Below are 25,431 nucleotides of genomic sequence, written 5' to 3'. Positions count from 1 at the left end.
CCTCGAAAGTCGCACGCGGTCCCGGACGCGCCGGGCCCGCGCAATTCAGCGGAAAACCCGGTCAGTGCTTCGCGTACTGGTTCATGTTGTCGGGCGTGACGAGCTCGAACGGCACGTTCACGTAGCGGTCGACGTTCTGCTTCTTCGCGAGCTTCAGCGCGGCCGCGACGGCTTGCGTGCCCTGCCCGGACGCGTTCTGGTACACCGACACCTTCAGCTCGCCGCTCTTCATCGACGCGAGCCCGTCCGGCGTCGCGTCGATGCCCGCGACGATCGTCTTCGGCGTCCACTTGCGCGCGGCCTTCAAGGCGTTGATCGCGCCGATCGCCATTTCGTCGTTGTTCGACACGATCGCGTCGAACTTCATCCCGGAGCTGAGCCAGTTCATCGTGATGTCCTGGCCCTGCGTGCGGCTCCACTTGCCTTCGCGCTTGTCGACGATGCGCATCCCGGCGCAGTCCTTCGTCGCGATCACGTCCTCGATGTCCTTGGTGCGCGCGCGCGCCGACTCGTTCGACAGCTCGCCCATCAGCACCAGGAGATCGCCCTTGCCGCCCAGCAGCTTGCAGACCTGGCGCGCCTGCAGCGTGCCCGACTGCTTCTCGTCGGACGCGACGACCGCGACGCCGGCCGGCAGCTTGTCGAAATCGACCGGCTTGCGGTTCACGTAGACGAGCGGAATCTTCGCGGCCGTCACCATCTTCGTGATCTTCGGCGTCGCGTCGGTGTCGACCGCGTTCACGATGATCGCGTCGACCTTCTGCGCGATCATGTTCTGGACCTGGCTCAACTGCTTGCCGACGTCGTTGCCGGCATCCTCGATCTGCACGGTCGCGCCGTCCTTCTTGGCCGCGTCGGCGATGCTGTTGCGCAGGATCGTCAGAAACGTGTCGTCGAACGACGCCATCGTGACGCCGATCTTCTCGGCATGCGCGAGCGGCATCGCCAGCATCGCGGCGGCCGCGACGGCCATCAGCTTGGTCTTCATGATCACTCTGTCTCCTCATCTCCGGGGGGCGGAAAACGGCGCGTTGCGCGCCGCCGGGCCGAGTCCGATACGGACTGAAGCATCCGGATGAAACTGTAGATCACTTCGTCGAAATTTTGGAAATTTATTTCTACGTGATTTCACCTAGGGAACTGGATTTCCAAAAAGCCTAGACTGCGTCCGTAGCCCGATGGCTTGCGGCGGGCGGCGTCGCGTCGTGCGGTACGCGCGCGGCGCGCCGGTCGCAGCCTCGGTCCCTCTTAACCGCCGGCATCGCCGAACGCCGGCCGCGAGCGTGAACCGTCTATGAGCCCGTTGAACTTTCCGAGTGACCGCCCCATCGATCTCGCCTGCCTCGGCCGCGTCGCCGTGGATCTTTACGCGCAGCAGTACGGCAGCCGTCTCGAGGACGCGCGCACGTTCCAGATGTATCTCGGCGGCTCGTCGGGCAACGTCGCGTTCGGCGTCGCGCGGCTCGGGCTCAAGACCGCGATGATCTCGCGCGTCGGCGACGAGCAGATGGGCCGCTTCGTACGCGAAACGCTCGAGCGCGAAGGGTGCGACACGAGCCAGCTGCAGACCGACCCGGAACGGCTGACGGCGCTGGTGCTGCTCGGGCTCAAGGATCGCGACACGTTTCCGCTGCTGTTCGTGCGCGAGAACTGCGCCGACATGGCCGTGCGCGCGGACGAGATCCGCGAGGACTTCATCGCGCGCTGCCGCGCGCTTGCGATCACCGGCACGCATCTGTCGACGCCCGGCACGCGCGAAGCGTCGCTGACCGCGCTCGGCTACGCGCGCCGCCACGGCGTCGTGCGGATTCTCGACATCGACTATCGGCCCGTGCTCTGGGGGCTCACGCCGCGCGGTGCGGGCGAGAACCGCTACGTGCCCGATGCGCAGGTCACGCAGCAGCTGCAGCAGGTGCTCGGCGAGTTCGACCTGCTGGTCGGCACCGAAGAGGAGTTCCTGATCGCGGGCGGCGTGCCGCACGACCTGATCGCGTCGCTCGAAGCCGTGCGCCGCGTGAGCGATGCGGTGCTCGTCGTCAAGCGCGGCGCGCTCGGCTGCTGCGTGATCGAGCGCGACATTCCGGCGCGCATCGATGATGCGCCGACCTTCGCCGGCGAACGCGTCGAGGTGCTGAACGTGCTCGGCGCCGGCGACGCGTTCCTGTCAGGCCTGCTGTCCGGCCTGCTGCGCGGCCGCGACTGGGCCGAATCGACGCGCATCGCGAACGCCTGCGGCGCGATCGTCGTGTCGCGCCACGCCTGTTCGGCGGCCATGCCGACGCCGGCCGAACTCGCGCACTGGTTCGGCGGCAGCCGCAATCCGCAGGTCGATGCGGACCGTATGCTCGCGCATCTGCATCGCGTGACGGTGCCGCGCCGCGAATGGGACGATCTCTGCGTGATGGCGTTCGACCATCGCAGCCAGTTCTACGAGCTCGCGGTACAGGCCGGCGCCGACGAAGCGCGGATCAAGACGCTGAAGCGGCTGCTCGTGCGCGCCGCCGAGCAGGTCGAGCGCGAGCGCCATATCGAAGGCCACGTCGGCGTGCTGATCGACGGCGGCGCGTACGGGCGCGACGCGCTCGCGTCGGCGACCGGACGCGGCTGGTGGGTCGGCCGGCCGGTCGAGCTGCCCGGCTCGCGGCCGCTCTGCTTCGACGACACGCGCTCGGTCGGCACCGCGCTCGTGCACTGGCCGACCGAGCAGGTCGTCAAATGCCTCGTCCACTATCACCCGGACGACGACGCCGAGCTGCGCGTCGCGCAGGAGCAGCGCGTGCTCGAACTCTGGGAAGCGACGCGCGCGACCGGCAACGAACTGCTGCTCGAGATCATTCCGCCGCGCGCGGTGACGCCGGCCGGCACCGAGGACGATGCGGTGCTGCGCACCGTCGCGCGCTTCTACAACCTCGGCGTGATGCCCGAATGGTGGAAGCTCGCGCCGATGAGCGCCGACGGCTGGGCGCGGCTCGAGGCGCTCGTCGCCGAACGCGACCGCCATTGCCGCGGCGCCGTGATCCTCGGGCTGAACCAGCCGCTGCAGTACCTCGTCGACAGTTTCCGCGCGGCGACCAACCCGATCGTGAAGGGCTTCATGGTCGGCCGCACGCTGTGGGCCGACGCGTCGCTGCAATGGCTCGCCGGCCGCATCGACGATCAGGCGCTGATCGACGAGGTCGCCGGCAATTTCGCGCAGCTCGTCGACGCCTGGCTCGGCCGCCGCGCGGCCGCGCGCGCCGCGGCCGCATGAGGCCCGCCGCCGCGATGTCCGAACCGACACTCCTTGACCGACAGACGATGACCCCTACCGTGAGACTGACCGTCAGCCAGGCGCTCGTGCGCTACCTGGCCGCGCTGCGCGCCGAAGTCGTCCAGCCGGACGGCCGTACCGACATCCTGCCGTACTGCGGCGGCGTGTTCGCGATCTTCGGGCACGGCAACGTGGCCGGGCTCGGCGAAGCGCTGCATGCCGAACAGGACCGGCTGCCGACCTTGCGTGCGCACAACGAGCAAGGGATGGCCAATGCGGCCATCGCGTTCGCGAAAGCGAACTTCCGGCAGCGGATGATGGCCGTGACGTCGAGCATCGGCCCCGGCGCGACCAACATGCTGACGTCGGCGGCGCTCGCGCACGTCGGCCGGCTGCCGCTGCTGCTGCTGCCCGGCGACGTGTTCGTGTCGCGGCTGCCCGATCCCGTGCTGCAGCAGATCGAGGATTTCGAACAGGGCGACGTCAGCGCGAACGACTGTTTCCGCCCCGTCACGCGCTACTTCGACCGCATCACGTCGCCCGAGCAGCTGCTCGTCGCGCTGCCGCGCGCGATCCAGGTGATGACCGATCCCGCGCAATGCGGCCCCGTCTGCCTCGCGCTGCCGCAGGACGTGCAGACCTTCGCGTACGACTGGCCCGAGGATTTCTTCGCCCCGCCGCTGATCCGCATGCGGCGGCCGCCGGCCGACGCGCTCGAGCTCGCCGATGCGCTCGACGTGCTGAAGGCCGCGAAAAAGCCGCTGATCGTCGCCGGCGGCGGCGTGCTGTACAGCCAGGCGTGGGACGCGCTGCGCACGTTCGCCGACACGCACGGCGTGCCGGTCGCCGAATCGCAGGCCGGCAAGGGCAGTCTCGCGTGGGATCATCCGCTGAATCTCGGGTCGATCGGCGTGACGGGCTCGCCTGCTGCAAACCGCGCGGCCGCGCAGGCCGACGTCGTGTTCGCGGTCGGCACGCGGCTGCAGGATTTCACGACCGGCTCGCATGCACTGTTCGGCCAGGCCACGCTGCTGAGCCTGAACGTGCAGCCGTTCGATGCGGGCAAGAAGCGCGGCCGGCAGCTCGTCGCCGATGCGCGCACGGGGCTCGGCCAGCTGTCGGCCGCGCTTGCCGGATGGCAGGCCGATCCGGCATGGACGGCGGCGAACCGCGATCAGGCGGCCGCGTGGAACGCGCGCGTCGCCGAGCTGACCACGCGCGTGCCCACCGACACGCTGCCGTACGACGCGGAAGTGATCGGCGCCGTGCGCGACTCCGCGGCGGACGCCGGACGCGACAGCGCGCGCGACGATCTGGTCGTGTGCGCGGCCGGCACGCTGCCGGCCGAACTGCACAAGCTCTGGCGCAGCGGCCTGCCCGGCAACTATCACATGGACTACGCGTATTCGTGCATGGGCTACGAGGTGGCCGGCGGCCTCGGCGCGAAGCTCGCGCGGCCCGAGCGCGAAGTGATCGTGATCGTCGGCGACGGGTCGTACATGATGCTCAACGCGGAGCTCGCGACCTCGGTGATGCTCGGCCGCAAGATCATCGTCGTGATCCTCGACAACCGCGGCTACGGCTGCATCGAGCGGCTGCAGCTGAACTGCGGCGGCGCGAGCTTCAACAACATGCTCGACGACTGCGTGCCCGAAGGCGGCGAACGCTCGACGATCGACTTCGCGATGCATGCGCGTTCGATGGGCGCCGAGGCCGTGCACGTGCGCGACGTCGGCGAGCTGCGCCGCGAGATGGCGCGTGCGCGCGCGGCCGCGAAGAGCCAGGTGCTCGTGATCGACACGACGCACCGCCGCACGACCGACGACGGCGGCGCGTGGTGGGAAGTCGCGGTGCCGCAGGTGTCCGCGCGGCCCGACGTCGAACGCGCGCACCGCCGCTATCTCGACGACAAGACGCGGCAGCGGCGCTAGGCACGCGCCCTGCCCACACGACGACGACGACGACAACAACGGAACCAAGGAAGCCCGTCATGAGCTGGAACGTTCGCATCGGTATCAATCCCCTGTCGTGGATGAACGACGACCTGCCGTCGCTCGGCGGCGAAACGCCGCTCGAGACGGCGCTCAAGGAAGGCGCCGAAATCGGCTACGCGGGCTTCGAGCTCGGCAACAAGTTTCCGAAGACGGGCCCCGAGCTGAAGGCGAAGCTCGCCGAGTTCGGGCTCGTGTGCGTGTCGGGCTGGTATTCCGGCTTTCTCGCCGAAGTCGCGCCCGGAATGACCGACGCCGACGCCGTCGCGGCCGAAATCGAGCGCTGCCGCGCGCACATGACGAAGCTGCAGTACAACGACGTGAAGGTCGTCGTCTACGGCGAATGCGCAGGCACGATCCAGGGCCGCATCGATACGCCGGTCGCGAAGCGCCCGCGCTTCGTCGATGACGCAGCATGGCGACGCTATGCGGCGCGCCTCGACGCGTTCGGCGCGCATCTGCTCGACACGTACGGGATCAAGCTCGCGTATCACCACCACATGGGCGCGTACGTCGAATCGCCGGACGACGTCGACCGCCTGATGGCGCTGACCGATCCGGCGAAGGTGTTCCTGCTGTTCGACACCGGTCATGCGTATTTCGGCGGCGCGGCCGATCCGGTCGCGCTGCTGAGGAAGCACGTCTCGCGCGTCGTGCACGTGCACTGCAAGGACGTGCGCCCGCAGGTCGTCACGCAGGCGCGCAACGCCGGCTGGAGCTTCCTGAACGGCGTGATCAACGGCACCTTCACGGTGCCGGGCGACGGCGCGCTCGACTACGACGCGACGCTGCGCACGCTGAAGGACGCCGGCTACGAAGGCTGGCTCGTCGTCGAGGCCGAGCAGGATCCGGCCGTCGCGCCGAGCTATCAGTATGCGAAGAAGGGTTACGAGTCGCTGCGCGCGATCGTCGACAAGCTGAGCGCGTAACCCGCCACCTCATTGCGGAGCCCGATCCGATGACGATTTCACCCCTCTTGATCAAGGCCGCCGCCGGCCGCGAAATCTGCAACGTCACGCCCGAATCCGCGGGCTGGCAGCATGTCGGCTTTCGCGCGCTACGCCTGAAGGCCGGCGACGCGGAAACGCTCGACACCGGCACGCGCGAACTCTGCGTCGTCGTGCTGACCGGCACCGTGCGCGCCGAAGTCGACGACGACACGTACGACGCGCTCGGCAAGCGCGACAGCGTATTCGAACCCGTGTCGCCCGACGCGCTCTACGTGCCGGGCGGCAAGACCGTCACGCTGGTCGCGACGCGCGATGCCGAAGTCGCGCTCTGCACGGCGCCGTATGCGAGCGGCGACAAGCGCGTGCTGCGCCTCGACGGCGAACGGATGCGGCGCACGGTGCGCGGCCAGGGCACCAATACGCGCTACGTCTGCGACATCCTGATGGGCGACAACCCGGCCGCGGATCGACTGCTCGTCGTCGAGGTCGTCACGCCAGCGAGCCATTCGAGCAGCTATCCGCCGCACAAGCACGACCGCGACGCGGCGCCGGACGAGACGTCGCTCGAGGAAACGTACTACCACCGCATCGATCCGCCGCAGGGCTTCGCTTTCCAGCGCGTGTACACGGACGACCGCAGCCTCGACGAAGCCTGCGCGGTCGAGAACCACGACGTCGTGATGGTGCCGCGCGGCTATCACCCGGTCGTCGCGCCGCACGGCTACAACCTGTACTACCTGAACGTGATGGCCGGACCGAGCCGTGCGTGGGCGTTCAAGAACGATCCCGCACACGAATGGATGCTCGACGCGACACCGGCCCGCTGAGCGCGACGCCGCGCCTGCGCCGGCCACGCAACCGCACCGCTACGGAGGCCGCGATGGGAATGCCGTTTACGCACCGCGAACCCGCGCCGTTCGACGACGACGCGGCCGACGTGACGCTGCCGTGCTTCAACGCGGACGTCGCACGCCGGCTCGGCGAAATCGCGACCAACCTCGCCCGGCGCCGCGGGCAGCCGATCGCGGTCGGCATCGTCGGCACGCATGCGCCGCTGTTCTACTGCGCGCTCGACGGCAGCGGCGCGGCGGACTGCGAGGCGATCCGCCGCCGGCAAAACACGGTGCTGCGCTTCGCGCTCAGTTCGCGCGCCGTCGGCGCGACGTTCCGGCGCACCGGCCAGTCGCTGCAGTCGCTCGGGCTGTCGGACGACGACTATGCGCTCGACGGCGGCGGCGTGCCGTTGCGGATCGCCGGTGCGCGGCTCGTCGGCGCGCTCGCGATCGCGGGTCTCGACGCCGAACGCAATCACGCGCTCGCCGTCGAGAGCCTGCGCTGGCACGTCGGTGCGCACGCACGCGCGAGCGGCGCGTAACGATGCGTCGCGACACATAGCGGCGCACGATTGCATTCGCGCGCGCGCCGCGCGGCCGCTCAGCGCAGCCCGCCGCTCGCGACCAGATGCTCGCCAGTCAGCCAGCGCGCGTCGTTCGACGCAAGGAACACCGCGACCGATGCGATGTCGTCCGGCGCGCCGTGACGGCCCAGCGGCGTTTCGGCGAGCACCTGCTTTTCGAGGTCCGAACCGATGATGCCCGTCGTATGCGTGCCTTCGGTCACGACCAATCCCGGGTTGATCGCGTTCACGCGAATCTTGCGCGGTGCGAGTTCGTTCGCGAGCACACCGGTGATCGCGTCGACCGCGCCCTTCGTGCCGCTGTAGACGGCGCTCGCCGGCGGCACCATGCTCGTGATCGCCGAGCTGATGTTGATGATGCTCGCGCCTTCGCCGAGATGCCTGGCGGCCGCCTGCGTCGTCAGCAGCAGGCCGAACACGTTCGTATCGAACTGCTTGCGGTAGTGCTCTTCGGTAATCGCCTCGATCGGCGCGAACTCGTAGATGCCGGAATTGTTCACGAGTACGTCGAGACGGCCGTACGTCTCGATCGCCGTGTCGACGATGCGCTGCGCGTCGGCCGCCTTCGACACGTCGCCGCCCACCGCGATCGCGCGCCCGCCCGCTTCGACGATCGCGCTCACGACCGCATCCGCGCCCGCCTTGCTGCTCGCGTAGTTGACGACGACCGCCGCGCCTTCGGCGGCCAGCGCCTTTGCAATCGCCGCGCCGATGCCTTTCGAAGCGCCCGTGACGATCGCGACCTTGTCTGCCAGCTTGCTCATGATCGGATACCTTTTCGAAAATTTGACGATGAAGGGGCACCGGCTGCCGACTGCGCGGCGAACCGGCGTTGTCATGCATGTTGGCGGTTCGGTCCGCGGCGATAAAGCGGCTCGCTGCGAATTGTGTGGCGCGGCCAGCCGAACAATCGGCCGGCGCTCAGCCGGTGCCGAGCCAGGCGCGCACGGTGTCGTCGCCGAGGCCGTCGAGCGCGCCGTCGTAGACGATCGTGCCGCGCCCCATCACCGCGACGCGATGCGCAAGCCGCGGCGCAAGCTGCAGCCGCTGCTCGATCAGCAGGATCGCGACGCCGTCCGCCTGCAGCGCGGCGAGGCACGCACGCACTTCGTCGACGGCAAGCGGCGCGAGCCCCTCGGCCGGTTCGTCGACGATCAGCACGCGCGGGCGGCCGGCGAGCGCACGCACGAGGGCGAGCACCTGTTGTTCGCCGCCCGACAACCGCGCTGCCTTCACGTCGGCGCGTGCAGCCAGCAGCGGAAAGCGCGCGAACAGCCGGTCGAGTTCCGCGCGCGCGGCCGCCCGGCCAACGCCGCGCAGCCCGAGCAGCAGGTTGTCGCGCACGCTGAGCAGCGGAAATACGTCGCGGCTTTCGGCAACATAGGCGACGCCGCGACGCGCGATGTCGAAGGTGCGCGCGCCCACGCATTCGACGCCCGCGACGCGCACCGAGCCGCTCGTGCGCACGAGTCCCATCACGGCCTTCGCGAGCGTCGAGCGGCCGGCGCCGTTGCGTCCGAGCAGCGCAAGCGTCTCGCCCGGCGCGAGCGCGAGGTCGATGCCGTCGAGCACCGGCTGATGTCCGTACCATGCGCGCAGCGCGCGAACGTCGAGCAGCGCGCTCATCGGGTGCCCTCGCCGAGATACGCGGCGCGCACGGCCGCATCCGCGCGGATCGCATCCGGTGCGCCGGTCGCGACGATCGCACCGCGCACGAGCACCGTGACGCGTTCCGCGAAGCCGAACACCGCGTCCATGTCGTGCTCGATCATCAACACCGTGCGCCCCAGCGTGGTCGCGCGGATCAGCGCGATCATGCGCGCGGCCTGGTCGCGATTCATGCCGGCCGTCGGCTCGTCGAGCAGCAGCGTGCGCGCGCCGCTCGCCAGCGCGATGCCGAGATCGAGTGCGCGCTGCTCGGCGTAGGCGAGGTCGGCGGCCGGCGTGTCGCGCCGTGCCTCGAGGCCGACGTCCTCCATCACGCGCGCCGCCGCGCGATCGACCGACGCCGATTCGCGCAGCCGGTTCCACCAGCGCCGCCGCTCGGCGGGCGCATGCAGCGCCGCGCAGCGCAGATTGTCGAACACGCTCAGGCGCGCGAACGCGCTCGTCTGCTGAAAACTGCGGCCGACGCCGAGCCGGCTCGCGATCACGGGCCCGCGGCCGCGCAACTCGACGCCGTGCAGCATCACGCGCCCGCGCGTCGGCCGCAGCGCGCCGCCGATGACGTTGAACAGCGTCGACTTGCCGGCGCCGTTCGGGCCGATCAATGCATGACGCTCGCCGGCCGCGACGTCGAGGTCGATGCCGTCGAGCACCGTCCGCGCGCCGAAGCGCAGCACGATCCCGCGCAGCGCGACTGCGGTGCCGCTCATCGCCGCCGCTCCGCGTCGGCACGCGCGAAGCGCGCGCGCCAGCCCCACAGCAGCATGCCGATGGCGGCCGCCGAAGCGGCAACGGCCCAGCCGACCGGCGTATCGGCGTCGATCCGCCATGCGCCGAACGCGGCGCCCGGGCCGTCGTCCTGCGCGAAGCGCCACGCATAGCCGAGTTCGGCCGCGGCGACGAGCGCGATGCCCCAGAACACGCACGCGCCGAACGCGCACAGCAGCCGCCAGCGCTCGCTCGCCGATGCGCCGCGACGCAGCGCGTGCGCGAGCGCGTCGACGAGCCCCGCGAGCCCGCGCGGCGCGGCAACGACGACCGCGACGAACAGCACGCCGAGGTAGAGCGCCCACGCGCGCGACATGCCCGCAACGACGACGCTCAGCGCGGTCAGCACCGCCGCGCCGGCCGCGGGCCCGAAGAACGCGCCGCTGCCGCCGATCACGGCAGCAATCAGCACGCTGGCGGAACGCGCCATCGATACGCTGTCGGGCGTCGCGATCTCGACGTCGATCAGCGTCAGCGTGCCGGCAATGCCGGCGAAGAACGAGGCGCACGTGACCATCGCGAGCCGCACGCGGCGCGGATCGGTGCCGAGCGCCGCGACGCGCGCCGGGTTGTCGCGCACCGCGTTCGCGAGCCGCGCAAGCGGCGTGCGTGTCAGCGCGCGCATCGCAAGCGCGGAGGCGATGCACCATGCGGCAATCACCGCATACGCCTGCGCCGGTGCGCCGAATTGCCAGCCGCCCCACGGTGTGCCGCTCGCGCGATCGATCGGCACGCCGCCGATCCCGCCGAACCATGCCGGCACGCTCCACGCGGCCGCTGCCACGCACTCGCCGAGGCCGAGCGTGATCATCGCGAACGCGGTGCCCGCGCGACGCGTCGCGAGCAGCCCGGCGACGAAGCCGAAGCCTGCGCCGGCCGCGCCGCCGACGAGCGGCAGCAGCGGCAGCGGGCCGCCGAAGCGGTTGAACCAGTGCGCGGCCGCGAACGCGCCGAGCCCCGCAAACGCGGCATGGCCGAACGACAGCAGCCCGGTCGTGCCGAGCTGCAGGTTGTACGACAGTGCGAGCACGACGAGCGATGCCGTCTGCGCGAGGTAGCCGAGCACGGCGCCCTGCGGCCACAGCCACGCGGGCAGCACGAGGCAGCCTGCGAACAGCACCCAGCGCACGAACGCCGCGAACGTGCCGCCGCTACGCATCGGCACGCTCGCCGAACAATCCGCGCGGCCGCGCGACCAGCACCGCGACGAGCAGCAGGTACGGCACCAGCGGCGCCAGCTGCGCGATCGATACGGCCGCGACGCCGTCCGGCAGCGCAATGCCGGCCGCTTGCGCGAGCGTGCGCAGCGTGACGTCGCTCGACGCGGCGAACGTCTGGGCGAAGCCGACCGCGAGCGACGCGACGAACGCGCCGCCGAGCGAGCCGAGCCCGCCGATCACGACGACGGCGAACACGACCGAGCCGACCGTCTCCGCGAGCGCGGGCTCGATCACGGCAAGCGGCGCGCCGATCACGCCGGCCAGCGCGGCAAGCGCGGTGCCGGCGCCGAACAGCAGCGTCATCAGCCGCGGCACGTCGTAGCCGAGCGCCTCGACGGCCGCGCGATGCGTGAGCGCCGCGCGCACGACGAGCCCGAGCCGCGACGTACGCAGCAGCGCGCCGAGCGCGATCAGCATCGCCGCCGACATCGTCATCATGAACAGCCGATAGCGCGGCAGCGCGAGCCCGAACACGGTCACGGGTGCGCCCTCGAACGACGCGGGCACCGGCGCGGGCAGCGGCGCGAGCCCCCACGCGAGCTTGGCGACCTCGCCGATCAGATAGGCCAGCCCGAAAGTCAGCAGCAGTTCGCCGGTATGGCCGCGCGCCTGCACGCGGCGCAGCAGCGTGCGCTCGCATGCCGCGCCGAGCGCGCCGACCGCGAGCGGCGCGAGCACGAGCGCCGGCCAGAAGCCCGCACGCAGCGCGATGCTGTAGCCGACGTATGCGCCGAGCATGTAGAAGCTCGCATGGGCGAAGTTGAGCACGCCCTGCACGCTGAAGATCAGCGTGAGGCCGGCCGACAGCATGAACAGCAGCAAGCCGTAGCTGAGGCCGTTGAACGCCTGGAGCGCGAATGCGTGCACCGCGCGACCCGTCAGGCCGCGAGCGGCTCGAGCGCGGCGCGCAGCGCGTCGGGTAGCGGCACCGGGCGGCGCGTGCCGCGATCGACGTAGACGTGCACGAAGTGCCCCTGCGCGGCGGGCGCGGCCTCGCCGGCCGCGAACAGCCCGATCTCGTAGCGCACGCTCGACGTGCCGAGCTTCGCGACGCGCAGCCCCGCATCGACGGCCTGCGGAAACACGAGCGGCGCGAAATAGTTGCACTGCGTCTCGACGACGAGGCCGATCGTCTGGCTGCGCTCGACGTCGAGCACGCCCGCGCCGATCAGGTACGCGTTGACGACCGTGTCGAAGTAGCTGTAGTAGACGACGTTGTTCACGTGCCCGTAGACGTCGTTGTCCATCCAGCGGGTCGTGATCGGCAGGAAATGGCGATACGCGTCGCGCGGACGCGGCTGCGGCTTGTCGGACATGGCGATGGCGATCGGAACGGTGACGGGGAACGGGGCCGCGTACGCGGCGGTCATTGACCGGGACGGTCGACGAACTGGAAATCGAGGCCGCGCGCACGCATCCAGTCGGCGAGCGCGTAGCCGGTGCCCGCGCGCCACGGGCGCAGCAGCGGCGGATCGACGAGCCGGTATTCGAGCAGCTCCGGCGACAGCGTGACGGTGCCCGACGCGCGCACGTGATACGCGATGATCAGCTCGTTCTTGCGGATGAATTCGTAGACGCCGACCAGCGCGATCTGCTCGGCGTTCAGCCCGGTTTCCTCGCGCACTTCGCGCGCGATGCCGTCCTCGGGCGTTTCGCCGTGCTCGAGGAAGCCGGTGATCAGCGCGAACATCCCTTCCGGCCAGGCCGCGTTGCGCGCGAGCAGGATCTTGCCGTCGAGCTCGACGATCGCGGCAACCACCGGCAGCGGATTGTTCCAGTGCACGTAGCCGCATGCATCGTCGGGACACGCCTGGCGCAGGCGGCCGCCCTCGTGGTCGGGATCGGCGCGTTCGATCAGCGGGCTCGCGCAGCGCGGGCAGAAACGGTAGTCGGCAGTGGTCATCGGCAGGACATGACGGCGCCGCACGGCGCCGCTCGGCACGGGAAAGGCCTCATTCTAGCGAGTTTGCCGGCCGCGCTGCCGATCCGGCCCCATCGTCGTCAGCGGCGCACGCGCGCGGCGGCGGCGGTCGCGGCGAAACCGGCCGCGCCGGCGAGCAGCGCGGCCGCCGCGACCCACAGCGCGGGCGAGAACGATCCGAAGCGCGCGGTCAGCGGCGCCGCGACGAGCGGGCCGAGAATCTGCCCGATTCCGTACGAGGCGGTCGCATAGCCCATCAGCCCCGCCGCGCGCTCGCCGTGCAGACGCCGCGCCTCGCGCATCGCGAACAGCGTGATCGCGGTGAACGGCAACCCGAGCAGCGCGCTGCCGATCGCGAAGCCGGCCGTGTTCGGCCATACGATGCCGGCCGCGATCCCGAGCGCCTGCATCGCACAGCCGCCGGCCAGCAGCAGCCGGTTGTCCCAGTGCGCGGGCAGCCGCGCGGCCGCAATTGCGCCGACGATCAGCGCCGCGCCGAACATCGGCCAGAACAGGTCGGGCCACGGCGAGCCGGCCGGCAGCGCAGCGCGCGCGATCACGGGCAGAAACGTCGCCGTGATGATGTAGCCGAAGCCCGGCATCCCGTACAGCACGATCAGCCAGCCGGCGTCGACCCGCGCGCGGCGCGCGTCGTGGACCGCGGCCGGCGTCGCCGCCGCCGCGTGCGCCGCCGTGCCGGCGGCCGGTGCCGGCGCGGCCGCCGAGGCGGTGCCGAAAGTGCGCCAGATCGCAGCGGACAGCCCTGCCGACAGCGCCGCGAAGCCGAGCCAGCCGAGCGTCGCGCGATGGCCCGCGAGCGCGCTGCCGATCAGCCCGGTCAGCACGATGCCGGCGCCCGGCCCCGCATAGATGACGCCGCTCCACGCGGGCGCATGGAGCTCGGCGAGCCGCCGCAGCCCCCACTGCGACACGAACACGAACGTCCACGCGCTGACGACGCCGGCGACGAAGCGCACCGCGAGCCAGACCGGCAGCAGATGACCGACGCCCATCGCGGCCGTCAGCAGCACCGTGGCGGCGAGCCCGACGCGCACCATCCGCGCGGGCGGCACGCGCAGCGCCGCGCAGCTGACCGCGCCGACGAAATACCCCGCATAGTTCGCCGACGCGAGCCAGCTGCCGGCTTCGAGCCCGAGCGAGCCGTCGGCGAGCATCAGCGGCAGCAGCGGCGTGAACGCGAACCGGCCGACGCCGAGCGCGACCGCGAGTCCGACCATGCAGGCGAGCGCCGCCGCGCGCGCACGGCGATCGGCGTCACGCGACGCATGCGGGTGGACGGCGGCGGACGACGCATCGGAACGGGACATGGCGCAATGGACCGGCGCGACACGCCGGCCGACACGGAAATCGGATGACGCCATCGTAGCTTGACCGATCATTCTCGAAAAATGAATAATTCAGAATCCACCCATCGCAGGGAGAGAATCATGGATCTGGCGGCGCTGGCGATTTTCCGCGCGGTCGTGCGCGAGAACGGCGTGACGCGCGCGGCGGCCAAGCTCAATCGCGTGCAGTCGAACGTGACCACGCGCATCAAGCAGCTCGAGGAGGAACTCGGCGCGGCGCTGTTCGTGCGCGACGGCCGCCGGCTCGTGCTGACGCCGGCCGGCCGCACGTTGCTCCCGTATGCGGAGCGGCTGCTCGCGCTGGCCGACGAAGCGCGCGATGCGGTGCGCGAGGACACGCCGCGCGGCCGGCTGCGGCTCGGCACGATGGAAAGCACGGCCGCGAGCCGGCTGCCGGCCGTGCTCGCGCGCTATCACCATGCCTGGCCGGACGTGTCGCTCGAACTCGTCACGGGCACGACGGGCTGGCTGATCGACCGCGTGCGCGAGTTCGACGTCGACGCCGCGCTGTTCGCGCGGCCGCCCGCGCCCGACACGCTGCCCGACACGTTCGAGACCGTGCCGGTGTTCCGCGAGGAACTCGTGCTGCTCACGCCGCGCGGCCATCCGCCGGTGCGCACGCCGCGCGACGTGATCCTGCCGACGCTGATCGCGTTCGAACGCGGCTGTACGTACCGGAAGTACGTCGAGCAGTGGTATGCCGAATACGGGCTGAAGCCCGCGCGCGTGCTGGAGCTCGGCTCGTATCACGCGATCGTCGCGTGCGTCGCGGCCGGTGCCGGCATCGCGGTCGCCCCGCGCTCGGTGCTCGACCTGCAGCCGGAGACGGACAACGTCGCGCAACACGCGATTGCCGGATTCGGCGCGATCGATACGCTGCTCGCGTGGCGGCACGGCTATGAATCGGCTGCCCTCGCCGCGTTGCGCGACGCGTTGACCGATGCCGCGCCGACCGCAGCCGACGGCGACAAACGTGCGGCCACGATAGCGGCGTAACGCGAGCGACACTCGCCGGGCGGTTCACCGTTGGTGCGCCGCGCTGCTCGCCGGGCCGCTCGACGGGCTCGGAATGCAGAACGCCCCGACCGGCCTGCGCCGATCGGGGCGTTTCGTTTGCTTGCGTGACGCCGGCGAAGCGCGGCCCCGCGGCGGGCGCCGCGCGGCCGCGCGCTCGGGCGATCAGAGCCGTGCTTCGACCCAGCCCTTCACGCCGGCGAGCGCGGCCGGCAGGTTCGCCGGTTCGGTGCCGCCGGCCTGTGCCATGTCGGGGCGGCCGCCGCCCTTGCCGCCGACCTGCTGCGCGACGAAGTTCACGAGCTCGCCGGCCTTGACCTTCTTGCTCGCCTCGGCCGTCACGCCGGCGATCAGGCTGACCTTGCCGCCCTCGACCGCCGCGAGCACGATCGCCGCGCTCTTCAGCTTGTCCTTCAGCTTGTCGACCGTCTCGCGCAGCGTCTTCGCATCGGCGCCGTCGAGCGTCGCGGCCAGCACGTGCACGCCGCCGACTTCGACCGCCTGCTGCGCGAGCTCGTCGCCCTGGCTCGACGCGAGCTTCGACTTCAGCGCCGCGAGCTCCTTCTCCAGCGACTTGACCTGATCCTGCACCTGCGCGATGCGCTGCGTGAGCTCCGCGGGCTGCGCCTTCAGCGCGGCTGCCGCTTCGTTCACGCGCGCGTCGAGTTCCTGCACGTAGCGCACGGCGTTGTCGCCGGTGATCGCCTCGACGCGGCGGATGCCGGCCGCGACGCCGCCTTCCATCACGATCTTGAAGAGGCCGATGTCGCCGGTGCGGCTCACGTGCGTGCCGCCGCAGAGCTCGCGCGAGAAGCCGAGGTCGAGCACGCGCACTTCGTCGCCGTACTTCTCGCCGAACAGCGCCATTGCGCCGCCCTTCACCGCTTCGTCGTACGGCATCACGCGCACGATGCCCGGCGCGTTGGCCAGGATTTCGTCGTTGACGATCTGCTCGACGCGACGGATTTCGTCGTCGGTCAGCGGCGCGTTATGCGCGAAGTCGAAACGCGTTTTGTCCGCGTCGACGAGCGAGCCCTTCTGCTGCACGTGCGAGCCGAGCACTTCGCGCAGCGCCTTGTGCATCAGGTGCGTCGCCGAGTGGTTGCGCTGCGTGCGCGCGCGGCGCTGCGCGTCGATCTCCGCGCGCAGCACGTCGCCGACCTTCAGCGTGCCCTGCTCGAGCGTGCCGTGGTGGCCGATCACGTCGGCCTGCACCTTCAGCGTGTCGGCGACCGCAAAGCGCGTCGACGCGTTCGCGAGCACGCCCTGGTCGCCGACCTGGCCGCCCGATTCCGCGTAGAACGGCGTGTGATCGAGCACGACGACCGCATCCTGACCGGCCTTCACTTCGGTGACGGCCGAGCCGTCGACGTACAGCGCGACGACCTTCGCGTCGTCGAACGCAATCTCCTCGTAGCCGTGGAACGTCGTCTTCGCGCCCGTGTATTCGAGGCCCTGCGCGGCCTTGAACTTGCCGGCCGCGCGCGCCTGCTCGCGCTGGCGCGCCATCGCGTCGTCGAACGCGGGCTCGTCGACCGTCACGCCGCGCTCGCGGCAGACGTCGGCCGTCAGATCGAGCGGGAAGCCGTAGGTGTCGTGCAGCTTGAACGCAAGTTCGCCGTCGAGCACCTTGCCGCCCTTCGCCTCGAGATCGGCGAGCGCCGATTCGAGGATCGACATGCCGTGCTCGATCGTTTCGAAGAAGCGCTCCTCTTCCTGGCGCAGCACGTCGGTCACGCGCTGCTCGGCTTCCTTCAGCTCCGGATACGCGGCGCCCATTTCGGCGACGAGATCGGCCACCAGCTTGTGGAAGAACGCGCCCTTGCGCCCGAGCTTGTAGCCGTGGCGGATCGCGCGGCGCACGATGCGGCGCAGCACGTAGCCGCGGCCTTCGTTGCCGGGAATCACGCCGTCGACGATCAGGAACGCGCAGGCGCGGATGTGATCGGCGATCACCTTCAGCGAGTTGTTGTTCAGATCGCCGACTTCGGTCACGCGCGCGGCGGCCTTGATCAGGTTCTGGAACAGGTCGATTTCATAGTTGCTGTGCACGTGCTGCAGCACCGCGGCGAGACGCTCGAGGCCCATGCCGGTATCGACGCACGGCTTCGGCAGGCGCGTCATGTTGCCCTGCGCGTCGCGGTTGAACTGCATGAACACGAGGTTCCAGATTTCGATGTAGCGATCGCCGTCTTCTTCCGGCGACCCCGGCGGCCCGCCCCACACCTCCGGGCCGTGATCGTAGAAGATCTCGGTGCACGGGCCGCACGGGCCCGTGTCGCCCATCGTCCAGAAATTGTCGGACGCGTAGCGCGCGCCCTTGTTGTCGCCGATCCGGATGATGCGCTCGGTCGGCACGCCGACTTCCTTCGCCCAGATGTCGTACGCCTCGTCGTCTTCCTGGTACACGGTGACCCACAGCTTGTCCTTCGGCAGCATGTAGACCGTGGTCAGCAGCTCCCACGCGAAGCGGATCGCGTCGTGCTTGAAGTAGTCGCCGAACGAGAAGTTGCCGAGCATCTCGAAGAACGTATGGTGCCGCGCGGTGTAGCCGACGTTCTCGAGGTCGTTGTGCTTGCCGCCCGCGCGCACGCTGCGCTGCGCCGTCGTCGCGCGCGTGTACGGACGCCGGTCGGTGCCGAGGAAGACGTCCTTGAACTGGACCATCCCCGAGTTCGTGAACATCAGCGTGGGATCGTTACCGGGCACGAGGCTCGACGAGCGGACGATCGTGTGGCCCTTCGATTCGAAGAATTTGAGAAATTTCTCGCGGATTTCGGCAGCTTTCATGGCGTGCGGGGACAGTCTGCTAAGACGGCTTCAAACGCCGGCGGCCGTTGCGGACGCGCGGCGGCATGGTTCGGAAACGATCGATTATACGGGATTGAATGCGATTCCCGGCAAAGCGGCTCGGCGCTCCGGCCGGCCCCACGGGGCCACCGGCGGCGCCGATTCGCCTTAAGATGCTCGGCATGCCAATTCGCCTTGCCGCGCAAGGCCACGCCATGAAAGGAGACGAATCGACGATGGGTGCCCTGAGCCATATCCGCGTGCTGGACCTGACCCGCGTCCTCGCGGGCCCGTGGTGCGCGCAGACGCTCGCCGACTTCGGCGCCGACGTGATCAAGATCGAGCGCCCGGGCGCCGGCGACGACACGCGCCACTGGGGGCCGCCCTACCTGAAGGACGCGCACGGCGCCGACACCGCCGAGGCCGCCTACTATCTCGCGGCGAACCGCAACAAGCGCTCGGTGACGGTCGACATCGCGACGCCCGAAGGCCAGCAGATCGTGCGCGAGCTGGCGGCGCAGAGCGACGTCGTGCTCGAGAACTACAAGGTCGGCCAGTTGAAGAAATACGGGCTCGACTATGCATCGCTGCGCGCCGTGAAGCCCGATCTCGTCTACTGCTCGGTGACGGGCTTCGGCCAGACCGGCCCGTACGCGCATCGCGCGGGCTACGACTTCATCGTGCAGGGAATCGGCGGCTTCATGAGCATCACGGGCGAGCGCGACGGCGTGCCGGGCGGCGGCCCGCAGAAGGCCGGCGTCGCGATCGCCGATCTCGCGACCGGCCTCTATTCGACGATCGCGGTGCTCGCCGCGCTCGCGCATCGCGACCGCACGGGCGTTGGCCAGTACATCGACATGGCGCTGCTCGACGTGCAGGTCGCGCTGCTCGCGAACATGAACACGAACTTCCTCGCGAGCGGCACGCCGCCCGTGCGCTGGGGCAACGCGCATCCGAACATCGTGCCGTACCAGACGTTCCAGACGAGCGACGGCTGGATCATCGTCGCGGTCGGCAACGACGGGCAGTTCCGCAAGTTCGTCGAAGCCGGCGGGCGGCCGGAGCTCGCCGACGACGAACGCTTCGCGACCAATCCCGCGCGCGTGCGCCATCGCGACACGCTGGTGCCGATCCTCGCGGAGATGGTGAAGACGCGCAGCAAGACGGCGTGGATCGACGCGCTCGAGGCGGCCGGCGTGCCGTGCGGGCCGATCAACGATCTGGCCGAGGTGTTCGCGAACGAGCAGGTCGTCGCGCGCGGCATGGAAGTCGCGCTGCCCCATCCGTGCGGCGCGGATGTGAAGCTCGTGCGCAATCCGGTGCGGATGAGCGCGACGCCGCCGGATGCGCGCACCGCCCCGCCGCTGCTCGGCGCGCACACCGACGACGTGCTGCGCGATATGCTCGGCTACGACGATGCGCGGATCGCGGCGCTGAAGGCGAAGCAGGCGATCTGAGCGGCGCGGCGCTCGGCACTCGGGCGGGCCGAGCGCATGCGCGGCCACTGCGTCGGCGCGCCGCCGAAGCGGCATCGGGCCCGGCGCTCGCGCCGGCGCCCGTCAGCCGCGCTGCGCGAGCGCGTCGAGCCAGCCGCGTGCGTCGGGCCAGTCGCCGAGCCCGCTGTCCGCGTTGATGTGGCCGCGCGGGCCGAGTTCGTGGAATACGCTGCCCCATGCCTGCGCGCAGTTGCGCGCGAACGCGAGCGAGCCGTACGGATCGTCGCTGCTCGCGACCACGCGCGTCGGGAACGGCAGCCGTTCGAGCGGCACGGGCCCGAAGCCGTGCGCGTCGGCCGGAAACGCCGGCCCGGACGGATCGGGCAGCGCGACCAGCAGCGCGCCGCGCACCTTCGCGAGCGTGTCGGGCCGCGCATAGCGCGTCGCCCACCAGGCGGCGGTCAGCGTGCCGAGGCTGTGCGCGGCGAGCAGCACGGGGCCCGGCGCCGTGCGTACCGCGCGATCGAGCGCGAGACACCAGCCGTTGCGGAAGGCGCGTTCCCAGTCGGGCATCGCGACGCGCACGTAGCGCGCATCCGCGCGCGCCCAACGGCTTTGCCAATGGAGCGGGCCCGAGTCGCCGTAGCCCGGCAGGACGAAAACGAGGGGATCGTTCATCGAAGGATCGTCGGCAAATGAATGAGTTATAGGAGCCGACGAAGTGTCGCACATCCGTTCCTCCCTGATGCTGCCTGTCGAGCGAATGCCGGAACGATGTGTGCGAAAAGAGACGGGACGGCGCCCGGCCCCGCGCGGGGCGGACGCCGCGCCGCTTAGCGGACGTTCGCGCCGACGATGCCGCCGGCCGCCGCGCCCGCGACCGTGCCGAGCGGGCCGCCCGTGATCAGGTAGCCGAGCGCGCCGCCTGCGGCCGCGCCGATGCCGGCGTTGCGCTGCGTGTGCGTCATCGCGCAGGCGCCGAGTTGCGACAGGACCGCGACGATCACCGCGGCACGAACGACAAAAGTGGTCTTCTTCATCATGGTTCTTGGTGTCCTCCCGTCGCGCGCGCTGCGCACGGCGGCATTTGAATCGGTGCTGCCATCATAGGAAAAGCCGAACGGGCCGGGCAATCCGATTTACGTCGTGTTACAGCCGACACAAAGTCGAGACATTGCCTGCACGCGACATCGGCACGGCGCGACGGGGCCGCAGGCCGCGCGGGACCGACCCCGGTCAGGTAGAATTGCAGGATTAAACCGGCGCGACGCGCCGCCCCAACCTGACGCCAACCGCATGAGCACCGAACGCAACGACGCCCCCGCGGCTTCCAACTTCATTCGCAACATCATCGACGACGACAACCGCACCGGCAAATGGGGCGGCCGCGTCGAGACGCGCTTCCCGCCCGAGCCGAACGGCTATCTCCATATCGGTCATGCGAAGAGCATCTGCCTGAATTTCAGCATCGCGCGCGACTACGGCGGCGTCTGCCACCTGCGTTTCGACGACACGAACCCGGAAAAGGAAAGCATCGAGTACGTCGACTCGATCGTCGATGCGGTGCGCTGGCTCGGCTTCGACTGGCGCAAGGACGCGGTCGATCATCAGTATTTCGCGAGCGACTACTACGACAAGCTGTACGAGTTCGCCGAGCTGCTGATCAAGCGCGGCAAGGCCTACGTCGACAGCCAGAGCGCCGACGAGATGCGCGCGAACCGCGGCTCGCTGACCGAGCCCGGCAAGCCGTCGCCGTTCCGCGACCGCACGCCCGACGAGAACCTCGACCTGTTCCGCCGCATGAAGGCCGGCGAGTTCAAGGAAGGCGAGCACGTGCTGCGCGCGAAGATCGACATGGCGTCGCCGAACATGAACATGCGCGACCCGGTGATCTACCGGATCCGCTACGCGCACCACTACCGCACCGGCGACGCATGGTGCGTGTATCCGATGTACGACTACACGCACTGCATCTCCGATGCGCTCGAAGGCATCACGCATTCGCTCTGCACGCTCGAGTTCGAGGATCACCGCCCGCTGTACGACTGGGTGCTGAACGAGCTCGCGGATGCCGGCATCTTCACGCGCCCGCTGCCGCAGCAGATCGAATTCTCGCGACTGAACCTCACGTATGCGATCACGAGCAAGCGCAAGCTGCTGCAGCTCGTCACCGAAGGCCATGTCGACGGCTGGGACGATCCGCGCATGCCGACGATCGTCGGCATCCGCCGCCGCGGCTTCACGCCCGAGAGCATTCACCTGTTCTGCGAGCGGATCGGCGTGACGAAGGTCGACTCGTGGATCGACATGAGCGTGTTCGAGGGCGCGCTGCGCGACGATCTCGACGACAAGGCGCCGCGCACGGTCGCGGTGCTCGACCCGCTGAAGCTGATCATCGACAACTATCCGGAAGGCCAGGAAGAAGCCTGCACGGCGCCCGTGCATCCGCATCATCCGGATCGCGGCGTGCGCACGTTCCCGATCTCGCGCGAGCTGTGGATCGAGCGCGAGGACTTCGCCGAGCAGCCGCCGAAGGGCTATTTCCGCCTGTTCCCCGGCAACAAGGTGCGGCTGCGCTACGGCTACGTCGTCGAGTGCACGGGCTTCGACAAGGATGCCGACGGCAACGTGACGGCCGTGCACTGCAACTACTTCCCGGACAGCAAGTCGGGCACCGACGGCGCGAACAACTACAAGGTCAAGGGCAACATCCACTGGGTCAGCGCCAAGCATGCGCAGCCGGCCGAAGTGCGGATCTACGACCGCCTGTTCAAGGAGCCGCATCCGGATGCCGGCGGCGCGAACTTCCTCGATGCGCTGAATCCCGATTCGAAGAAGATCGTGCATGCGTTCGTCGAGCCGGGCGCCGGCGACGTCGCGCCGGAAACGCGTCTGCAGTTCGAACGGCACGGCTACTTTGTCGCCGATCGCGTCGATTCGAAGCCGGGCAAGCCGGTGTTCAACCGCATCGTCGGGCTGCGCGACAGCTGGGGCAAGCCGGCCTGACGGGCTCCCCGCGCATCACATAAAAAACCGGCTCGCGCCGGTTTTTTATTGCCCTTCGGTTTTGCGACGGGAGGCCGCGCGTCCGCTCATGCGTCCGACAGCCGCCGATGGAGTTCCGCGAGCGGCAGCGTCGTATGGAACAGCCGTGCGAGGCTGCGGCTCGCATAGGCGTCGACGTCGGCGGGATCGGTCCACCGATACGCGTCCATCTCGGGAATCGGCGAGCCGTCGCGGCGGCTCGGAAACAGCGACGTGCAGGTGCAGCGCGCGAGGTCGATCTCGTCGGGCGCGACGCGCACCGCGAACAGGTGCAGATCCTTGTCGTGCCGATAGGCGAAGCGGCCGAGATCGACGAGCCGCTCAGGCGCGATCTCGATCCCGGTTTCCTCGCGCAGCTCGCGCAGCGCCGCGTCGCGCGGCGACTCGCCCGGCTCGCCCTGCCCCTTCGGGATGTCCCAGTGCGTCGTGTCCGTCGCATGCGCGAGGAACACGCGGCCGGCCGCATCGAGGATCACGACGCCGCACGACACCGTGCGCGGCGCACCGCTACGCCTCATTGCCCGCGTGCTCAGCGCTTCTGCAGCTGCCACTTGCCCGCGGCCGTCTGGCAGTAGACGGGCTTGAGCGTCATCGTCTGTCCCTTCGCCGCGATCTCGGTCGTCACTTCGCGGCAGTGCTTGCCGTCCTTGTCGAGCGTCGCCGGCGTCAGCTTCGCTTCGATCTGCGTGCGGCCGCCGCTGCTCTGCCACGTCGTCGTCTCGCCGTCCTTGCCGGCGTCGCGCGCGTGCACGACGGCTTTCGTCAGCGAGGCGGCGTCGGCCTTGCTGAAATATGTGATCGGCGTGTCGTTCAGAAAGCCCAGGTTGCTTTGCGCATGGGCGGACAGCATGGCGGTCGCACACGCTGCGCCGGCCAGCGCACGCGCGATGAAAAGGGATGCACGCATCGACATATTGTTCTCCTTGGATGTTCGAGCGACGCGCGCGGCGCGGCCGGTGACCCGGCATGCGCCGCGCGCGTCAGCGACCGAGGATAGCATGCGTGCGTGTGCGTGCCCGTCTAGCGGCGGGCCTGAGTCGCCGCAGGTTGATATCCGTCGGTCAGCGTGTTCAGAAACGCGATCACGTCCTTGATCTCGGCCTCGTCGAGCGCGGGCCGGTCGCCCGGCTTGCGGTCGAACGGCGGCTCGCGGTTGATGTTCGTCCAGTAGCGCGTCGGCAGATCGTCGTAGCGCTGCACGCGGCCGTGCACGACCGGATAGAACTTCTCCGGATGGATGTCGCGCTCGGCGTAGAAATGCATCACGTCCTCGAGCGAGTGATACACGCCGTTGTGGAAGAAGGTCTTGCGCAGCGCGACGTTGCGCAGCGACGGCGTGCGGAACAGCCCGCAGAATTCGTCGCGGCCCTTCAGGTCGGTCCGCTCGGGCCCGCATGCGCCGAGGTCGTAAAAGCGCGGATCGCGATTGACCGGCAGCGCGCGATTGCGCGGCACCGCGATCGCGATCAGGCCGAAATCGCTGAACTGCGGCGGCGTGCCGTCCAGCGCGCGCTGACTCACGTGGCAGCTCGCGCAGTTGCCCTTCTTCTCGTCGTTGAAGAGCTGCAGTCCGTGCAGTTCGGCGGGCGTGAGCTGCGCGCGGCCCGCGAGGTACGCGTCGTACTTGCTCGTGTACGGCGCGAACAGCGATGGCGTCTGCTCGAACGTGCCGAGTGCGCGCAGCACGGCGTCGAACGTCGCGCGATCGTCGTCGAGCACGTTCGCGCCGAACACGGCGCGAAACGCGTCCGCGTATGGCGCCGCGCGCACCGCGCGCGCGACCTTCGCGGGCGAACTGTTCATCTCGAACGGCGACGTGAGCGGAATGCGCGCCTGCGCGGCGCCCGTGTCGACGCGGCCGTCCCACGTGAGGCCGCCGGTCGGGCCGGCATCGACGCTCTCGTCGCCTTCGTCGTCCGAATCGTGGAAGTGCTCGGCGAACGGCGGCACGCCCTGCAGATACTTCAGCGACGGCACCGCGCGAAACCCGGCACGCCGCATGTCGTCGCCGCCGAGCTGCACCGACAGCGCGTTCGGCGGCCCGAACGCATGCTCGGGGCTGTGGCACGACGCGCACGCGAGCTTGCCGGAACCTGACAGCGTAGGGTCGAAGAAAAGTTGCTTGCCGAGCGCGGTCATCCGGCGCACGCCTTCGTAAACTTGCGCGCGCGTCTGCGGGCGGTTCGTCGCGACGAGCGGCGCGCCGTCGCCGGCGGCGGCCGACGCCGGTGCGGCCGCACGCTGCGCGGCGCCCGATGCGCCGGCGGGCTGGGCAAGCGCGGCACCCGCGCCGGGCTGCGCGTCGCAGCCCGCAACGGCGGCGAGCGCGGCGGCCAGCGCAAGCGCGCGGCCCGCGCGCCGCCACGGGCGCACGAGCGCGCCGGTTCTCGGTAGGCGAAGCTTCATCGATGGATCGCAATGTCGGTTCAGGAGCGGCCGGAGTTTATGTCAGCCGCATGACCGTTCCATGACGAAGCTTCGACAGCCATTCGAAAGGACGCCTACACCAGCCTGTCAAATCGCGCCCTCAGAATGCGGGCAGCCGGACATGCCGCGCCCGCCTGCCGGGTCGCCCGGCAATCGACGCCGGTCCCCAC

At 70.0% G+C, this 25,431-nt stretch carries 23 protein-coding genes; 8 read left to right on the top strand and 15 right to left on the bottom strand.

Going from position 1 to position 25,431, the window contains the following annotated elements; translation table 11 throughout:
* Window positions 1–61: 61 nt before the first annotated feature.
* Complete coding sequence (locus NP80_RS19875) at window positions 62–988, bottom strand: sugar ABC transporter substrate-binding protein (protein ID WP_035947894.1); 927 nt, start codon at window positions 986–988, stop codon at window positions 62–64.
* Between the two features lie 306 nt (window positions 989–1,294).
* Here NP80_RS19875 and NP80_RS19870 point away from each other — a divergent pair, with 306 nt between their 5' ends.
* The 5 genes from NP80_RS19870 to NP80_RS19850 are packed head-to-tail and all read left to right on the top strand — an operon-like array spanning window position 1,295 to window position 7,566.
* The gene (locus NP80_RS19870) at window positions 1,295–3,250 is read left to right on the top strand and encodes a bifunctional 5-dehydro-2-deoxygluconokinase/5-dehydro-2-deoxyphosphogluconate aldolase (protein WP_035947891.1); all 1,956 of its coding nucleotides are present in this window, start codon (window positions 1,295–1,297) and stop codon (window positions 3,248–3,250) included.
* Between the two features lie 47 nt (window positions 3,251–3,297).
* A complete protein-coding gene (gene iolD, locus NP80_RS19865; protein WP_035947888.1) occupies window positions 3,298–5,181 on the top strand; it encodes a 3D-(3,5/4)-trihydroxycyclohexane-1,2-dione acylhydrolase (decyclizing) in 1,884 nt (627 codons plus the stop codon).
* 59 nt (window positions 5,182–5,240) lie between these two features.
* A complete protein-coding gene (iolE, locus tag NP80_RS19860; protein ID WP_006411424.1) occupies window positions 5,241–6,170 on the top strand; it encodes a myo-inosose-2 dehydratase in 930 nt (309 codons plus the stop codon).
* Window positions 6,171–6,199: 29 nt separating this feature from the next.
* Window positions 6,200–7,018, top strand: coding sequence for a 5-deoxy-glucuronate isomerase (iolB, locus tag NP80_RS19855; protein ID WP_006411428.1), 819 nt, complete (start codon window positions 6,200–6,202; stop codon window positions 7,016–7,018).
* 53 nt (window positions 7,019–7,071) lie between these two features.
* Window positions 7,072–7,566 carry a heme-degrading domain-containing protein gene (locus tag NP80_RS19850; protein WP_035947896.1) on the top strand — a complete coding sequence of 165 codons (495 nt, stop codon included), beginning with the start codon at window positions 7,072–7,074 and terminating at the stop codon, window positions 7,564–7,566.
* Between the two features lie 59 nt (window positions 7,567–7,625).
* Here the strand turns inward: NP80_RS19850 and NP80_RS19845 are convergent, their stop codons facing one another.
* From NP80_RS19845 to NP80_RS19810, 8 genes are all read right to left on the bottom strand, one after another.
* Window positions 7,626–8,372 (bottom strand): glucose 1-dehydrogenase, encoded by a 747-nt coding sequence (locus NP80_RS19845; RefSeq protein WP_035947886.1) that lies wholly within the window; start codon window positions 8,370–8,372, stop codon window positions 7,626–7,628.
* 157 nt (window positions 8,373–8,529) lie between these two features.
* Window positions 8,530–9,234, bottom strand: a complete 705-nt coding sequence (locus NP80_RS19840) for an ABC transporter ATP-binding protein (RefSeq protein ID WP_006402140.1) — start codon at window positions 9,232–9,234, stop codon at window positions 8,530–8,532.
* On the bottom strand, window positions 9,231–9,983 hold the full coding sequence (locus NP80_RS19835) for an ABC transporter ATP-binding protein (RefSeq protein ID WP_006404997.1): 753 nt from the start codon (window positions 9,981–9,983) through the stop codon (window positions 9,231–9,233). Before NP80_RS19835 ends, NP80_RS19840 begins: the two co-directional genes overlap by 4 nt.
* Window positions 9,980–11,200: a branched-chain amino acid ABC transporter permease gene (locus NP80_RS19830; protein WP_045594101.1), complete on the bottom strand. Its 1,221-nt coding sequence runs from the start codon at window positions 11,198–11,200 to the stop codon at window positions 9,980–9,982. Before NP80_RS19830 ends, NP80_RS19835 begins: the two co-directional genes overlap by 4 nt.
* Window positions 11,193–12,128, bottom strand: a complete 936-nt coding sequence (locus NP80_RS19825; protein ID WP_006411431.1) for a branched-chain amino acid ABC transporter permease — start codon at window positions 12,126–12,128, stop codon at window positions 11,193–11,195. Before NP80_RS19825 ends, NP80_RS19830 begins: the two co-directional genes overlap by 8 nt.
* Before the next feature lie 11 nt (window positions 12,129–12,139).
* Window positions 12,140–12,577 (bottom strand): acyl-CoA thioesterase, encoded by a 438-nt coding sequence (locus tag NP80_RS19820; RefSeq protein ID WP_006405000.1) that lies wholly within the window; start codon window positions 12,575–12,577, stop codon window positions 12,140–12,142.
* 50 nt (window positions 12,578–12,627) lie between these two features.
* On the bottom strand, window positions 12,628–13,164 hold the full coding sequence (locus tag NP80_RS19815; protein WP_035488324.1) for an NUDIX domain-containing protein: 537 nt from the start codon (window positions 13,162–13,164) through the stop codon (window positions 12,628–12,630).
* Window positions 13,165–13,262: 98 nt separating this feature from the next.
* Entirely contained in the window at window positions 13,263–14,510 is a 1,248-nt protein-coding gene (locus NP80_RS19810; RefSeq protein ID WP_172488735.1) for a YbfB/YjiJ family MFS transporter, read from the bottom strand.
* A gap of 120 nt (window positions 14,511–14,630) precedes the next feature.
* Here NP80_RS19810 and NP80_RS19805 point away from each other — a divergent pair, with 120 nt between their 5' ends.
* Entirely contained in the window at window positions 14,631–15,545 is a 915-nt protein-coding gene (locus tag NP80_RS19805) for a LysR family transcriptional regulator (protein WP_006405002.1), read from the top strand.
* A gap of 183 nt (window positions 15,546–15,728) precedes the next feature.
* On the opposite strand, the gene alaS is transcribed toward NP80_RS19805, so the two are convergent.
* Window positions 15,729–18,353, bottom strand: a complete 2,625-nt coding sequence (alaS, locus tag NP80_RS19800; RefSeq protein WP_006402148.1) for an alanine--tRNA ligase — start codon at window positions 18,351–18,353, stop codon at window positions 15,729–15,731.
* A gap of 236 nt (window positions 18,354–18,589) precedes the next feature.
* Between alaS and NP80_RS19795 the strand changes: the two genes are divergently transcribed.
* The gene (locus NP80_RS19795; RefSeq protein ID WP_006402150.1) at window positions 18,590–19,810 is read left to right on the top strand and encodes a CaiB/BaiF CoA transferase family protein; all 1,221 of its coding nucleotides are present in this window, start codon (window positions 18,590–18,592) and stop codon (window positions 19,808–19,810) included.
* Between the two features lie 102 nt (window positions 19,811–19,912).
* Here the strand turns inward: NP80_RS19795 and NP80_RS19790 are convergent, their stop codons facing one another.
* Complete coding sequence (locus NP80_RS19790) at window positions 19,913–20,467, bottom strand: RBBP9/YdeN family alpha/beta hydrolase (protein ID WP_006405004.1); 555 nt, start codon at window positions 20,465–20,467, stop codon at window positions 19,913–19,915.
* Between the two features lie 155 nt (window positions 20,468–20,622).
* The gene (locus tag NP80_RS19785) at window positions 20,623–20,832 is read right to left on the bottom strand and encodes a glycine zipper 2TM domain-containing protein (RefSeq protein WP_006402153.1); all 210 of its coding nucleotides are present in this window, start codon (window positions 20,830–20,832) and stop codon (window positions 20,623–20,625) included.
* Between the two features lie 253 nt (window positions 20,833–21,085).
* Between NP80_RS19785 and NP80_RS19780 the strand changes: the two genes are divergently transcribed.
* Window positions 21,086–22,795, top strand: coding sequence for a glutamine--tRNA ligase/YqeY domain fusion protein (locus NP80_RS19780; RefSeq protein ID WP_006402154.1), 1,710 nt, complete (start codon window positions 21,086–21,088; stop codon window positions 22,793–22,795).
* 86 nt (window positions 22,796–22,881) lie between these two features.
* On the opposite strand, the gene NP80_RS19775 is transcribed toward NP80_RS19780, so the two are convergent.
* The 3 genes from NP80_RS19775 to NP80_RS19765 form a co-directional block, all read right to left on the bottom strand.
* Window positions 22,882–23,352: an NUDIX hydrolase gene (locus NP80_RS19775; protein ID WP_006402155.1), complete on the bottom strand. Its 471-nt coding sequence runs from the start codon at window positions 23,350–23,352 to the stop codon at window positions 22,882–22,884.
* Window positions 23,353–23,363: 11 nt separating this feature from the next.
* Window positions 23,364–23,747 carry a hypothetical protein gene (locus NP80_RS19770; RefSeq protein ID WP_006402156.1) on the bottom strand — a complete coding sequence of 128 codons (384 nt, stop codon included), beginning with the start codon at window positions 23,745–23,747 and terminating at the stop codon, window positions 23,364–23,366.
* A 107-nt stretch (window positions 23,748–23,854) separates the two neighbouring features.
* Window positions 23,855–25,240, bottom strand: a complete 1,386-nt coding sequence (locus tag NP80_RS19765; protein WP_045594096.1) for a cytochrome-c peroxidase — start codon at window positions 25,238–25,240, stop codon at window positions 23,855–23,857.
* Window positions 25,241–25,431 lie beyond the last annotated feature (191 nt).

The organism is Burkholderia multivorans ATCC BAA-247, from assembly GCF_000959525.1.
Taxonomy (GTDB): Bacteria; Pseudomonadota; Gammaproteobacteria; order Burkholderiales; family Burkholderiaceae; genus Burkholderia; species Burkholderia multivorans.
The sequence above is the reverse complement of the archived record's forward strand: the minus strand, read 5'-3'. Positions and strand labels throughout refer to the sequence as shown.

Bases quoted from the DNA above. Each gene is read 5' to 3' on its own strand.
- NP80_RS19875 (WP_035947894.1), bottom strand. From the start codon at position 988: ATGAAGACCAAGCTGATGGCCGTCGCGGCCGCCGCGATGCTGGCGATG.
- NP80_RS19870 (WP_035947891.1), top strand. From the start codon at position 1,295: ATGAGCCCGTTGAACTTTCCGAGTGACCGCCCCATCGATCTCGCCTGC.
- iolD (WP_035947888.1), top strand. From the start codon at position 3,298: ATGACCCCTACCGTGAGACTGACCGTCAGCCAGGCGCTCGTGCGCTAC.
- iolE (WP_006411424.1), top strand. From the start codon at position 5,241: ATGAGCTGGAACGTTCGCATCGGTATCAATCCCCTGTCGTGGATGAAC.
- iolB (WP_006411428.1), top strand. From the start codon at position 6,200: ATGACGATTTCACCCCTCTTGATCAAGGCCGCCGCCGGCCGCGAAATC.
- NP80_RS19850 (WP_035947896.1), top strand. From the start codon at position 7,072: ATGGGAATGCCGTTTACGCACCGCGAACCCGCGCCGTTCGACGACGAC.
- NP80_RS19845 (WP_035947886.1), bottom strand. From the start codon at position 8,372: ATGAGCAAGCTGGCAGACAAGGTCGCGATCGTCACGGGCGCTTCGAAA.
- NP80_RS19840 (WP_006402140.1), bottom strand. From the start codon at position 9,234: ATGAGCGCGCTGCTCGACGTTCGCGCGCTGCGCGCATGGTACGGACAT.
- NP80_RS19835 (WP_006404997.1), bottom strand. From the start codon at position 9,983: ATGAGCGGCACCGCAGTCGCGCTGCGCGGGATCGTGCTGCGCTTCGGC.
- NP80_RS19830 (WP_045594101.1), bottom strand. From the start codon at position 11,200: ATGCGTAGCGGCGGCACGTTCGCGGCGTTCGTGCGCTGGGTGCTGTTC.
- NP80_RS19820 (WP_006405000.1), bottom strand. From the start codon at position 12,577: ATGTCCGACAAGCCGCAGCCGCGTCCGCGCGACGCGTATCGCCATTTC.
- NP80_RS19815 (WP_035488324.1), bottom strand. From the start codon at position 13,164: ATGACCACTGCCGACTACCGTTTCTGCCCGCGCTGCGCGAGCCCGCTG.
- NP80_RS19810 (WP_172488735.1), bottom strand. From the start codon at position 14,510: ATGTCCCGTTCCGATGCGTCGTCCGCCGCCGTCCACCCGCATGCGTCG.
- NP80_RS19805 (WP_006405002.1), top strand. From the start codon at position 14,631: ATGGATCTGGCGGCGCTGGCGATTTTCCGCGCGGTCGTGCGCGAGAAC.
- alaS (WP_006402148.1), bottom strand. From the start codon at position 18,353: ATGAAAGCTGCCGAAATCCGCGAGAAATTTCTCAAATTCTTCGAATCG.
- NP80_RS19795 (WP_006402150.1), top strand. From the start codon at position 18,590: ATGGGTGCCCTGAGCCATATCCGCGTGCTGGACCTGACCCGCGTCCTC.
- NP80_RS19790 (WP_006405004.1), bottom strand. From the start codon at position 20,467: ATGAACGATCCCCTCGTTTTCGTCCTGCCGGGCTACGGCGACTCGGGC.
- NP80_RS19785 (WP_006402153.1), bottom strand. From the start codon at position 20,832: ATGATGAAGAAGACCACTTTTGTCGTTCGTGCCGCGGTGATCGTCGCG.
- NP80_RS19780 (WP_006402154.1), top strand. From the start codon at position 21,086: ATGAGCACCGAACGCAACGACGCCCCCGCGGCTTCCAACTTCATTCGC.
- NP80_RS19775 (WP_006402155.1), bottom strand. From the start codon at position 23,352: ATGAGGCGTAGCGGTGCGCCGCGCACGGTGTCGTGCGGCGTCGTGATC.
- NP80_RS19770 (WP_006402156.1), bottom strand. From the start codon at position 23,747: ATGTCGATGCGTGCATCCCTTTTCATCGCGCGTGCGCTGGCCGGCGCA.
- NP80_RS19765 (WP_045594096.1), bottom strand. From the start codon at position 25,240: ATGAAGCTTCGCCTACCGAGAACCGGCGCGCTCGTGCGCCCGTGGCGG.